The sequence below is a fragment of the Cecembia lonarensis LW9 genome (assembly GCF_000298295.1).
GTDB lineage: Bacteria > Bacteroidota > Bacteroidia > Cytophagales > Cyclobacteriaceae > Cecembia > Cecembia lonarensis.
The window spans coordinates 1-13,400 of the sequence record NZ_AMGM01000001.1; the positions used below are offsets into that span (position 1 = coordinate 1).

At 41.0% G+C, this 13,400-nt stretch carries 7 protein-coding genes and 1 pseudogene; 1 reads left to right on the forward strand and 7 read right to left on the reverse strand.

The window, feature by feature from the left end; genetic code table 11:
• Both B879_RS00005 and B879_RS00010 read right to left on the reverse strand, forming a co-directional pair.
• Positions 1-930: pseudogene (locus B879_RS00005) on the reverse strand (translocation and assembly module lipoprotein TamL); the annotation flags it as partial.
• Positions 930-5,891 (reverse strand): translocation/assembly module TamB domain-containing protein, encoded by a 4,962-nt coding sequence (locus B879_RS00010; protein WP_202949550.1) that lies wholly within the window; start codon positions 5,889-5,891, stop codon positions 930-932. The gene B879_RS00010 and the pseudogene B879_RS00005, both read right to left, overlap by 1 nt.
• 615 nt (positions 5,892-6,506) lie before the next feature.
• On the opposite strand from B879_RS00010, the gene B879_RS00020 reads away from it, so the two are divergent.
• Complete coding sequence (locus tag B879_RS00020) at positions 6,507-6,956, forward strand: GNAT family N-acetyltransferase (protein WP_009183059.1); 450 nt, start codon at positions 6,507-6,509, stop codon at positions 6,954-6,956.
• Between the two features lie 9 nt (positions 6,957-6,965).
• Here the strand turns inward: B879_RS00020 and B879_RS00025 are convergent, their stop codons facing one another.
• From B879_RS00025 to B879_RS00045, 5 genes are all read right to left on the reverse strand, one after another.
• Entirely contained in the window at positions 6,966-7,736 is a 771-nt protein-coding gene (locus B879_RS00025) for an XRE family transcriptional regulator (RefSeq protein WP_009183060.1), read from the reverse strand.
• 9 nt (positions 7,737-7,745) lie between these two features.
• Entirely contained in the window at positions 7,746-8,003 is a 258-nt protein-coding gene (locus tag B879_RS00030) for a hypothetical protein (RefSeq protein WP_009183061.1), read from the reverse strand.
• Positions 8,004-8,151: 148 nt separating this feature from the next.
• Entirely contained in the window at positions 8,152-9,132 is a 981-nt protein-coding gene (locus tag B879_RS00035; protein WP_009183062.1) for a hypothetical protein, read from the reverse strand.
• Positions 9,133-9,192: 60 nt separating this feature from the next.
• On the reverse strand, positions 9,193-10,554 hold the full coding sequence (locus B879_RS00040; RefSeq protein ID WP_193786153.1) for a hypothetical protein: 1,362 nt from the start codon (positions 10,552-10,554) through the stop codon (positions 9,193-9,195).
• Between the two features lie 27 nt (positions 10,555-10,581).
• On the reverse strand, positions 10,582-13,368 hold the full coding sequence (locus B879_RS00045; RefSeq protein WP_009183064.1) for a TonB-dependent receptor domain-containing protein: 2,787 nt from the start codon (positions 13,366-13,368) through the stop codon (positions 10,582-10,584).
• Positions 13,369-13,400 lie beyond the last annotated feature (32 nt).

Genomic DNA, 13,400 nt, shown 5'->3' on the forward strand with positions numbered 1-13,400 from the left:
TCGGTTGGAAGTAAGCCTTGAAACCTGTGGATTGAATTTACTGCCTTCCTGAAACAATATGTACTTCTGTAAAAGCTCTGGTTTGAAAACCTCTGGTCTTTGAATAAAATCAATGTTTTTAACCCTGACCGTGTCCCCATCACCATTATCCAAGTGCAGGTTGAAATTGGGGAAAACTTCAATGTTTTCCACCGTATGTGGGTGCATGGACTTGGTCGGTGTATTGCTCTTTAGCCTAAGATAAAGATCAAATTTCCTTGAGTCATATTGATTGGTATCGGCCTCAAATATTAAAAGGTCTGCATTGAAAAAATAATAGCCTTTGGACTTAAGTGCCTCATCAATTCTTTCCCTTTCCTTTTTCATTAAATCCAAATCCAAACGGCTGCCTTTTACCAAAAGCGTATTTTCCATTTGGTTTTGTATATCCTGCATGACAGGCAAGCTGTCTTCTAGAATCTGATATGTCTCCAAGATATATGGCTCAGAAAAATTCAGGGTGTACTCCAAGGCAGCAAACTTATCCCTATCAATTACCTCATGGGTAGCGCTTGCATAAAAGAAGCCTTTGTTTTCAAGCCTGTTCAGCAGTATTACCGATGTCCTGTCCGGCATCACCTGACTCAGGTAAACCGGTTTTTGCCCAAACCTTTTGTTTAAAAACCGATTGATGAAGCCCGGTTTTTCTTTACTTCCTTTGTAATGGGCCCATAAACCAAACCTCATTCCCAATACCTTGCTGTTTGGGGTTGGCCTCAATAACTTTTCCAGATCATTTTGTAATTCAGAAAGTGTCCTCCTATCCAGGTCGGCATCTAGATTAAGTTCAGCACCTGTATAAAGCTGTTCCCCTTCGGGAATAAATTTCTTAACACTGCAGGAAAAAGACAGTAATGAAGCAATCAGCGCTATGTAAATTTTCTTCAACATCAATTATCCTCTTCTTCAATAAATTCCTCTTCCCAATCCTCCTTTTGTGGTACCGCTTCCAGCCTTTTCAAAGGAATAAAGAGCTCCCTAAAGGCATTGAATTCCTTATTGAAAATCAAACTGATGCCGGTGACAATCAATTGTCCATCAATGACCGATTCAAATTGGTTTCTTCTATAAGCTTTTGCCCGCCATTGTCCCCTTTCGTCCAATAAATACTCCACACTTACATCTCCAAACAAGGCATCACCCTGATTGACATTGCGATCACCCCCATCTACATCCACCTGACCTCCAACGGAAATCACCAAACGGTCATCCATTAAAGATTGTCGGGCAGCCACACTCAGCTGGGTTCTGTCCTGTGGATCTCCTGACTGGTAATCGGTATAAGCATCCAAATCCAAATCCAGGGAAAAGCCTGTGTCTCCGAATAAGCGATCGGACAAGGCGTTCATCTGGGAAGAAAGTACCTGACTCACACTTGATCTGGCTAGGTTAACCGATCCACCGGCCGAACCATCACTGCCCGTCATTGGGAAAAACTGGTTCAAGACCAACAAAGAAAATACCTGCTTGGTCAGTTCATCTTCTTTCTCATTGACCTGTTGGAGCATGCTGTAGACTGAACCTCCAAAAGCACCTCGTTCTTGTTCCGGCATGTCCAATTCAAAAGAAATCTCAGGCCGGATTATCTCTCCACCTACTTTCAGATACACCCTGAATGGAAGCACTTGTCTGAATTGTCCCCTGGTTTCGGTATCTATTCCACTTAATTGGGCCTGCATGAGCTGGGCTGCAGAAGTCCTGACACTGTAAATGGCTTTAAGATTAAGATTGGCATCCAATGGATCCCCATTCCACGATACAAAACTTCCTTCTGCCAGCTCAAAACGTCTGTTGACCAATCCGAAGAGACTGAGCTCATAATGACCGCTATTCACTTCATATCTACCTGACAAGGAAACATCTCCGCTTGGTCCCATCAAAAGATTAAGGTCAGCTTCCCCCTGTAACCTGAGGTTATCATTGGTTCTTTCGTCCACAATCACATTAAAAATAGTTTGGGGGTCTATCTGAAGATTGGCCCTAACATCATATCCAGTCAAGCCTTTGGTAGTTAAATCCATTTCCCTTTGATAAAGCAAATCATAGGGATCCTGATGATTGACAAAAATCACTACTCCTGTTCTTTCAATCAGATCCAATTGACTTTCCGGTACGATAAAGGTCAAATTGGTACCTCTGTTCACTTTCAAACGGACATCTATTTCAGGCAGTTCAAGTGTTCCTTTGACCGTCATATCCAAATCCACATTGGCTCTTCCAAAGAAAAGGTCTGAATCAGCTCTTGTAGAGTTAATCACCTGAAAATCCTTGGTGTTAAGCTTGAGATCAAAACCTATATTGGAGAAATCCGGTGTATTGATCCTGCCATCGACAACAAACCGTTGACCCGTTTCATCTTTGATGGTAAATTCTTCTAAATACAAGCCGGAATTATCCATTTTAAGCGTCTCCTGACTCATCAAAAACCTGTTATTAAGCTCTGAAGCCACGAAGGAGACTTCATTGAACAAAAGACTTCCACTGTAAACAGGTTCTTGGATGGTCCCTTTCAATTTAAACTCTCCGGAAACAAAACCTTGGCCATCCTTGATGAGCCCATCAGCCAACTGCTCCAATAATTCAATTTTCAGCGCATTCAAAGCCAATTGCATGTCCAGCATGGCACTTTCTTCATCCGCAAGGAATGTCCCACTTAAATCCATATCCAATAAGCCTTCCTTCAGACTAAGCAAGAAAGCATAACGCTGTAAAGTTTCTGCTTGCGCATTTAGTTGAAGGTTGCCTAAAGCTAGATTTAAGACTTTTATTCCCTCTACTTTAAAATCTGCCAAAAGGCCTAAAGCACCAAATGGCTGGACCGCAACAATGTCACCGTTTGCCCTTCCCGCCAGCAACATTTCGTCCGGATTTAAAAATCCAAAAAAGGTGGCTAATTCGAAGTTCTTCATTTCAATACCCACATGGTCTGCCTCTATCCCTGCAATTTGATGGCTGAATTGGATACTTTCACCATTTCTGGTAAATGAAAAATCATCAAAAGTCAATAAATCAGGAACATAAACCACTTCGTTTCCGCTAGGAACAATCCAGGATTGTCTATTGAAAATCAGCCCTTCAGGAAAAATGTTATAACTGAGGGTATCCCCATCGATTGCTAATAAAGACTTTACATCTAAAAGCACCCCCTTTTCATCCCGGGAGTAAAAATCCAGGCTTAAATTATTTTCCTGATAGTTTCCAGAAACATAAGTCTCTCCCATATCCAGGGGCGAAAAAGCCAGTCCCTGAAAACCCAGGACAAAAGCCAATTTATTGGCATTGCCTTCTACATTGACAAAAAAACTGTCCAAAGCCGCCTGTCCATATTGTGTCATGGGCAGAAGCAAATCCAAGTCAAGGTCTTTCTTTGCTGCATCAAATGCAAAATCCAATCGCATGGTATCTAGCCGGTTAATCCCTGCCACCAGCAATTGATCAATAAATGGTGTTGGATGAAATTTTATTTGCGCACTGGCTTTGACCCTATGCTCCTCCTGTGGTAATTCGTCCAAGGCTGTAGGAAAATAGTTGCCAAAATAATCCTGAAGGGCAGCAGTAAACCTTTCCACCGAATTATCTGCAGAAAAATTTATTTTCAAGAAATCTGATTGCACTTTTAATTCTGTTGAAAAGTCTGCCAATCGGGCGTCCATTATCATTTCCCCTATTGGATAAGCCCGACGATCTAATAACAGAACACCCTCTTCCAGTTTCACTTTAGCCCGAAGGTCATCCAAAGCACCATCTACCTTGCCCTCCAATTGCATCCTGGCATTGATATCCTGCTTGGTAAGTTTCAGGTCCATGGTCTGAAGATTCCTGAGGTCAAAATTAAAATCAAAGCTTGGATTCAGACTGTCCAAACTCATCACTGCCTGGAGGTTGAAATCTAAAAATTCCTCCTCCAACCCTATCGCCATATTTAACAAAGTATCCTTTGCTGCCAATCCAATTTCAAGGGCAGAAAAATCAAAATCATTCCAGATGAGCTGTTCAAAAGCCAAATCCAAAGAACCTTCCACATCATATAAGCCAGAACCAGTGCCTTCAAGGTTGGTACTTAAACTTAGGGGACTTAAGCCTTCAATTTGAAGGATTTTGCCAAGATCCAAATTGACCAAGGAAATTTTGGAAGCGATTTCATATACTTCACCTTCCTTAAACTTCACATCTATATGTACATCACCATCTGATGTGCTCACATCCAACTTGGCAAGCATATCATCAAGCCTGCCTTTCCCCGAAAAATTTGCCATAAAATCATCCGGGATATCAACATCTACCTCCGCTAAAAAAGGGAGCACATCCGCCTTGGTACTCTTCACCTGGGCTTTGGAAATATCAAACCGGAGTTTTTCCATATCCAAAACCTCCTCCAATTGTACATTTTCCAAAACTAAGGAAGTATGCTTTCCATAATTCAAACTGAATTTGGGAATTTCCAATGCTGGTAAACTACCCTTAAGACTCCCTTGTAATGCTATACCTTTGGCTCGCAATTCCTTGAAATAAATCTCCTTGCTGAGGGTAGGTTGAAAATAAAGCAATTCTGAGGCATCAGTAGAAAACCGTTTCAAGTCCAGGTCTAAGCTCGATTGTTCAGGTGCATTTACCAAAGCATCCAAATTGGCAAAATTCAATTTCAGGCTGGTTTCCAAATTGGTTTTGGCAGTCTGCATTTTGAAATCTTTAAGAGCAAAAGTCTCTTGCTCCAGAGCAAAAGTCCCCCTTGTGTTGATCAGGTTAAGGCCGCTGACTTCTTTGAAATTTAGATCGTCCAATACCAAATACGCCTCTTGCTCAAACAAGGAAATCGCATGGGCTGAAAAGTTAAAGGATTCAAAAAGCATGGCCTCTGCATTAAATATACCAGATTTAGGCTGCTGCCCATCTATTGTAAAGCCAACTTGATTGTTTTCTAAGTCTATATTTCCAACTTCTATCCACCAATCAGGCAAACTAAAAGCCACTGGAGCTAGCTCCTCTTCTATAATCTCAGGTACCCGATCAACAGTCAGCAATGCAAGTTGGACATCTGCATTATTCAGCCTAAGGTACTCCAATAGAATTTTCTGCTCCTCCAGGTCCGCCTCAGGAAGACTTAAGGATAAAGTCTCCCACTTTACTTTGGCATCAATGCCATCCGGGTCCGAACGGTACGACCAATCTGTTTTTTCTATTTTAAGCAAGTCAAGGGCCAGCAAAGGTAAAGGAGCTTCAGTAGTTTCGTCCTCCTTTTCATCCACTGGAAATGCTTTGTATTGGTAGTAATCGATAGCGGAACCATAAATCTCCAAAGTGGTCAAATCAAATTCCATCGCATTGAGATCCAATGAACGGGTAAGCAGCTGTATCCTCTCCCATTTAGCCTGGGCCTGAATACCGATTACCTGGTCATCATACGTCAAATTGAAATTTGTCAGGTTGATTGGCCCCAACTTTATTGAAGGTAATGGTGAGGACTCCACTTCCTCTTGGTCTACTTTTTCCTCCCCAGTGCCAAAGGCCTCTAAAATAAAATCGAAATTGAAAGCTCCGCCGATACTATCCCTTTTGACCTTGGCATGCATTCCTTCCCAATCCAATTTGCTGACTTCTATTCCGTCTCCAAAGATTAGGGTCCTTAATGCCACTCCCGATTCCAACTTATTGGAATAAAGCAAAGTATCTCCCTTTTGGTCTGCTATATACAATCCTTCGAGAAACAGATCGCCTTTAAATGTTATAAAAAGTCTCTCTAAACTTATTTCAGTCTGGATTTTCTTAGATAAAAAACTGATTGCCTTTTGCACAATCAAATCCTGTCCCCAAGGACTTCTGATAAAAAAGAAAAGCCCCACCAATAACAACAACAGGGTTGCTATTGAGATGCCTAAAATCTTGAAAAATTTAATGATAAACTTTTTGATATGCTTAACCCATTGGTACTTTTCAGAATATCAAATATACATTTAATCAGGCTTATGTGCCCATTACTTTTCACATAAACTATGTTAATGAAAAATAAAGTGCAGGTTAATTTTTGATTAACAATGAATTAAGGGCTACTGTTAAATTCTGGAAAATTTTACTTTTAACCGTGACACAAACCAGTATCGATATATTTTTCAGCATCTTGTTTCTCATGATGAGTTATTTCATGACGGTCTTAGGGCTTATTCATGTGTATATTCCGGGTGGCATTCAGAAAATAAAATTAAGAAATGGGAAAATTAGAGAGTTGGTCAATTTACCTAAAATATTTGGCGTAAGTTTTATACTCTCCTCCTTCCTTACGGTTGTGATGTTTTACTTTTTTATCTTTCCTCATTACCGGTAGCACTTCGTTATTCCTCTCATCTGGCTTCAGTAAGGTTCTAAATTCAAAATATGATAAATCCTAATTAAAAGTTTTGTTTAGAATTTAGAGAATTGGGAATTTTTCTTCATTTTGAGATTCATTCTTTTAACCCAAAAGCTTAAACAAGATGGAATACATTATCAGACCCTGTGAAGAAAAAGACTTACCCGAGCTCGTCAATTTATGTGCGGCACATGCAGCCTATGAAAAATCCGACTATTCTCCAGAAGGGAAATTAGCAGGATTGAAGGAGGCCATCTTTGGCTCTCCCAAAAGATTGAATGTTTGGATAGTAGAAGTGGACGGAAAGGCAGAAGGGTTTACCTCCTTTACTTTTGATTTTTCTACCTGGGACGCGGCCCCCTTCCTGTATATGGATTGTCTTTACCTTAATGAATCAGTAAGAAGCATGGGAATAGGGGCTGATATTATGGAAAGAATCAGGGAAGTTGCCAGGGAAAACAAATGCTTCAACATCCAATGGCAAACCCCTGAATTCAATGCCCGCGCGATTAAGTTTTATGTGGGATTAGGTAGTACGGGGAAACAAAAAATGCGGTTTTTCCTTAAGCCATAAGCCTTTATACTAAGATTTCAGCTTTCTTATTTCCTCTTTTAATTCCAAAATCATTTGAGAAATCTCATCCAGCGTAGCTGGTTGGGATTTGTCTTTTGGATGCGGAAAATCCGTACTGATAAACGCTTTGGCTTCCCAAACTTCCAGTACCTCCTCCCCCTTGACCTCATAGGGTTTGTACTGCTCATTGTCAGAAACCAAATAGAGTTTACCGTTTTCCTCTAAATAATTGAAAACCCTTTTGTAAACCACTCCTTCAGTAGCAGTAACGAGCACATAAGTTTTCCCGCTTTTTATTTCGTCCAACTGTTCTACATAGGCCCCTATTACCACCGTACCGGGCACTAAAGGCAGCATACTGTCCCCACTCAGTTCAAAAGCCCTATAGGTAGCCTGTTGTGATAAATTGGGAAGCTGAAATTGGGGCAAAGACTCCATGTATTCCCGATCTGCAAAACCATTGAGGTATCCAGCAGAAGCCTTCTGCCCCACCATGGTGATGTTTTCCCTGTCATCCTTGTCCACTGCAATGGTCAGGATTTTGATATCCTTCTTTTGAGTGGCTTTTCTTCCCAATGCCTCTATGTCATGGTAAAGCAGTTCCTCCAAACTGATCTGAAACAAGTCGCATAACACGGAAAGCCCGGACAACTTGGGCTCCGATCTACCATCTTCATATGCAGAAATCATGGTCCTTTGCAGTCCCAACTTTTCAGCAAGTTCAGCTTGGGTCATTTGTCTTTGGTTCCTCAGAAACCTGATATTTTTAGAAAGTACCATGGCTAAATTTTATGCAGTAAAAAGATAGAAATTATGATCATCTTTTACCGGATTATTCAAGGAAAAAGAATTCAACCCAGATAAAGACATCCTCCTCTGTTGCATTCTTTCCTGAATTTCAGCAATGATCTCCCCTATCGGTTTGGGTTCATTGGTCAGAAGATAACCATACATGGGCTTTTTGACATCTTCTATAAAAAATTTCACCTGAATATTTCCTGAGGGAAGGGCTTTTTGGGTAAGGCTGATTTTGTGTGCTGCTTTCATATCCTAGATGTTTACAGCTACTAATATAAAAAGTTATTTTAAATAACACTAACGTGTTAATAAAATTAACCTTATTGTGTCACAAAATGTCTCATTTTAGCTATCAACCTAAGTAGAGATTTGATTTTTTAAAGTTAAAGGGTTTATATCAGGGCCTTTCCCGATGGTAATAATATAACACTGGAACTATGGCATTACTGAACTCACTTAGGGTATAATACCCTTTGTTGTGATCGAAACAAATGGCTTCTCCTTGAGGCTCAGTGGGGTTGTAAGGCGCCAATTTGGGGACTTTCTTAAACATATCCACCATATTTTCACCCTCCAATCTCTCCCAGTGCATGATAAAGTCGTAGGTTTTTATCAACATCTCTTTTCCATCCAAAGAAATATTACCACCCACGGCTCTGGTAAATGGAAATTCGCCAACCCTTATGGCTTCCATGGGCGTCTCAGTATCCTGAGGGTAAGGCAATACATAAATGATAGAGAAAAAGTCTCTCTTGGTTACCAAAAATAAATCCTTGGTCCAAGGGTCTAATAATAATGTTTCTACATCATGTCTTAAACCATCTGGATATCTAAATGTGATGGTTTCAATATCTTGGTTATTGATGGGTGTCTTTTTCCCCCTATGGTCTTCATTGAAAACAGGTTCTTTGAATCTATAAATTTTATAGTCTCTGTATACGCGGTTATTGTCACCCACTTCTCCTAGATAAATATAATTGGCCCCTGCTTCAGGACCTGGACCGATTTCTATATCCTCCCAGTCCCTATTAAAGATGCCCGTTAACTCATAACTTGCAACCGTTTCCCCAGTAGCAACATCCAAAAGAAAGATCTCATTGGAATTTCCTCTGTCTTCATGGGACCAAAGATGACCTGGATTTGCTGTACTAATTACTATACCAGAAGCTTCAATTAAATCGGATTCCCCTCTGGCTTCAGCCATTTCAAGAAAATTGTCAGACCGGTTCAAACCCACTGGCACATTGTACTCTAATTCAAATGGCTCATGAGTTTCCCAAAAATCTGCAATAGGTTCAACATTATCATTACCCTCATTACATCCAAGTAGGAGTAAGATTATTAATAAAGTACAGCAAGTTTTAAAGACGTTCATCATTAGTATAAAAATACAATAAGTCGGTCACAATGACCGACTTATTGCTGAATTTAAATTTGATTAATTTGCTCCCAATGCTCCAATAAAGGTAGAAGGAAGCGGTGTAACATAAGTTTTTCCATTGACTACATATTCACTGAAAATCGGGCTAAAATCAGTGGTTCCTCCTGTAAGTGCCGGACTATTGGACTGTAACTTGAACATGTCAAACATATTAGTCACAAATTTTAAATCCCTATTTGCCCTAAAATCAGCAGGACTATAGTTTCCAACTGTGTATCCAACAAATAAAGGATCATTTTCACCAACTCCTCCAAACACATCTGTTTCAGGAACTGTGATATGTTCCCATCCGGGGATGTTCTGGCCAATAATTCCATTGTTAGGATGGAAACCTTCGACCATTTCCTCATCACTTCCAAAATAAAAATGATTTCCCCATTTCATGTTGGCCATATCAGGCTCATCATCTGGTGGGAATAACCTAAGACCGTAACGAGAATCTACCACAAGGTTATTAAATGCTTCGCCTCTAGCTCCATTTTCATAGTTTAAAGAACCACCTCTTCCAGCTTGTGCACGTCTCCAGCCTGAATTGACAATGGTATTGTTGTAATAATTGTTGTTACATTGTGGTTGACGTCCTTTTGAATTAGCTGCTTTCAAACCATTGGTAGCAATTCCATAGAAAACATTGTAGCAAAAATCTCCTACTACACCACTCTTTGTATTGACAGATTCACCACCAGTCTCTCCATTAAAGGCAAATTCACTGTAGGCTATCAATGTCTTAGCGCCGTTTAACCGGATCGCATCATCCTTAGTGTAAGCAATTCTGGAATGCCACATGATAAAATTGCCTTCTGGATTTACCATATACACCGCATACCTTGGCTCACCTTCATCAATTTCACCTTCAGCCACAATGGAGGAACCTCCTTCTGCAGGTGCACCAGCGAATTCGATAGTTGTGTACTCAAATACCATATCCTGGGCCTTATCCGTACCAATTATTCCTCCCCAAAATCCCCTGAAGATATTGGCTACGGTTCTCTTCTCCTCTTCTACACCAATGTAAATCGGTGCTGCTTCTGTACCATAACAGTAAAGGCTTCCAGAAACATTGATCTCAGGACTTCTACCAGGTCTTCCTGTACCGTCCATGATGATAGTCGTACCCTCCAGTATAGTAAGGGACTCTCCTTCAGGAATAAAAACATCTGCGGTCACCCAATAGGTCTCATTAGGACCTAATGTCCCCGTTACCACCCCTGAGAGTCTTTCAAACTCTGAATCGTTATCATCCTCCTCATCAATGATATTGATATCATCATCATCAATAAACGAATTGTCGCATGCCGCAAAAGCAAATAACAATGCGAATAAGAAAGGCAAACTGTAGTTGAATTTCATTTTTCTCATCCTTTTACTATTTATTTAATTTAAACTTTAGATACTATTGAATTTAAACCTGACACCTACCCTGAAAGACTGCCAGAATTGCTCCCTTTGAACAATCGTTTCCCCAGGGCTATCCTGTAAGGGAAAGTCCAGCTGCTCAGTTTTTCTTGGTTTTTTCACGAAAAGCTCATAAGGAGAATTCAAAAGGTTATTGACTTTAAGGAATACCACCCAGTTTCCCAACCTTTGCTCATAAGAGAAATCCAATTGGGTAAAGGGCCTGGACCAGATATCCAGATCCAACCAGGGAGATACAATTTCTATGCGCTCCCCTGTGTAGACAGCAGCAAGTTGAATATCTGTTCCCGTAGTTTGGTTTTTGTATAAAAGACTCAGGTTTCCTATATGATCTGCCTGGCCCTGAAGGGGTCTGGTTTGGCTGGCCTCACGAAGAATCAATTGGGAGGATTCATCGTCAGGATTTTCTCTCACCCTTTCACTCTTGATGGTAGTCAAAGATGAGTTTGTAAAGGTGTAATTGGCCCTTATTCCAAATTTGTTGAAGAACTTACTGAAGTCCATTTCAATCCCCCAATTCAAAGCTGTACCAGAGTTTGTAGGGGTCAAATTTCGGGGACCTGTAGTTAGTGAAGTCTGTCTGATCAATAACAATTCGATTGGATCCTCAATCTTTTTGTAGAATGCACCCAATAAAAACTGCTCATTGGCGCGCGGAAAGTATTCATAGCGGATATCGAAATTGTCAGCAATGGCACGGGTCACATCAGGGTTACCTTTGAAAGGAAACTCATCGTCTTCGTCAGAAATACCATCCACAATTTCAAAATACCCGGGTCTGTTGATCGCCTTATAATAAGAACCCCTTAAGTTTACATCACTTTTGGGTTTGTATTTCATGCTGAAATTGGGCAAGAAGTCAGTATAAATCTGATTCAATTCTGGGATTTCAAACTGATTGGTGGTTCTGGATACATAGCCCTGATTGGTATGTTCCACCCTTGCCCCTACGTTGAAATCTACTTTGCCAACTTCCAAATGCGTCATCAGATAATACGCACCAATCTGCTCAAAAGCATTGTAATTGAGCGCATGTCCTAGTGTTCCAGATGGGTTTAACAGTTCCCATCTAACATCAGTAAAATCATCCCAGTCCACCCCCTGAACCTGGAAAGAAGGATTGGGATCAAAACGGTATCTGTTGAACAGAGCTCCTCTTTCCTTATCCCTGAACATCCCACCGAATTTCACATAAGCACTTGGGAGATTTACAAAGTCCAGGTTATACAAGAAATTAAGGTGTAGGGTAAAATCCTGGTCAAAATGCTTTTCCCACCTTCTGGGATTTCTTCTTTCGATATTTTGCGGCATTTCAATTCCATTTTCTACTCCACCATTTCTTGAAAAAATAGCATTATCCGGCCGATCGAAATCTGCTCTGGAAGCCAAAGCCGACCAATCCATCAAAAGTTGGCCTCCCATTAAATTGTGTTTGCCCTGCAGGGTGGCATTACGGATACCGCTGTAGGTAGACCTTACCCTGGTTTGAAATAAATAAGTAGCATTGATATTATCAGGAGAAATATCCCTGTCACTGCTGATCATTTCCCTAACTTCAAAATCATTGAGCGTAAAGTCAGCCAGATACAAACTCAAACTGTGGTTCCTGTTAACTTGGTAATCCACCTTTGAGTGCAATCCCATACGGAATTGCTGAATGGATGTCTGTCTTTCCTGATAACTGGACAATGAAGGCCTCCCTGTTCCTAGGGGATCCACATCGATTTTGTACCAGTCTCTATCTGCACCTCTGAAAGAATTTTGGACAGAAGCCCCGAACATTACGCCTAGCTTCCCACCCATAAAGCGGTCTCCAATGGTCAGACCTCCAAAAATATCCGGTAAAGGGTTGATGGGATTGATCAATAAATTTCTGGTGGAAAAATCATCCATTGTCGCCTCATACCTTCTACCAAAACGCTCTCCAGGAGACAGTCTGTTTTCTGTACTTCTGTCGTAACTGTAAAAAGGGCGGTTAAAGTGGATGGCATTGTATCCCAATTGGAAATCTGCATTGATCTCAAACTCATCGGGTGCACTTTTCATGACCAAATTGACAGAACCCCCGATAGCGTCACCCTCCATGTCCGGTGTCAAACTTTTGGCTACTTCCAAACGCTCCAGCATTTGGGCAGGGAAAATATCCAAAGGAACATACCGGTTCCTGTTGTCAGGGGAAGGGATTTTCACCCCATTGACCAAAGTGTAATTGTATCTTTTGTCCATCCCCCTTACAATCGCGTATTGAGGATCTCCACTGGCATTTCTTTCGATGGAAAGTCCGGACACCCGCTGCACCACATTGGCCACCGTGATATCAGGGGATAATTCTATGGATTTGGCGGAAACCACATTGATGGTGTTTTTGGCCATCTGCTCCAATTTTCTGGCCTCAGCGTCTGAACCTCGATTGGCAGCTCCCATAATTACTACCTCACCAAGTACCTGACTATCTTCCTCCATCACCACATTGATTCTTGCCGGGGTATTGGAGACTTCTATGGACTCCAAATAGGGTTTAAAGCCAATGAAATTGATTTCCAGACTGTAGGTCCCAGAAGGAACATTTTGCCAGGAAAAGGATCCATCTAATCCTGCTACAGCATTGTAATTGTTGGCGGCACTTTTTAATAGCACCACCGCCCCAATTAAAGGCTCTTTGTTGTCATCAAAGACAGTTCCTCTCACTTGCACCTGAGCAAAGGCAAAGGGGCCAGCAAGTGAGGATAGGATTATTAGAAATATTATTCTTTTCACCGTTGAAATGAATTATTTTGATAGCCATTGCG

Bases quoted from the DNA above. Each gene is read 5' to 3' on its own strand.
- B879_RS00020 (WP_009183059.1), top strand. From the start codon at position 6,507: ATGGAATACATTATCAGACCCTGTGAAGAAAAAGACTTACCCGAGCTC.
- B879_RS00025 (WP_009183060.1), bottom strand. From the start codon at position 7,736: ATGGTACTTTCTAAAAATATCAGGTTTCTGAGGAACCAAAGACAAATG.
- B879_RS00030 (WP_009183061.1), bottom strand. From the start codon at position 8,003: ATGAAAGCAGCACACAAAATCAGCCTTACCCAAAAAGCCCTTCCCTCA.
- B879_RS00035 (WP_009183062.1), bottom strand. From the start codon at position 9,132: ATGATGAACGTCTTTAAAACTTGCTGTACTTTATTAATAATCTTACTC.
- B879_RS00040 (WP_193786153.1), bottom strand. From the start codon at position 10,554: ATGAGAAAAATGAAATTCAACTACAGTTTGCCTTTCTTATTCGCATTG.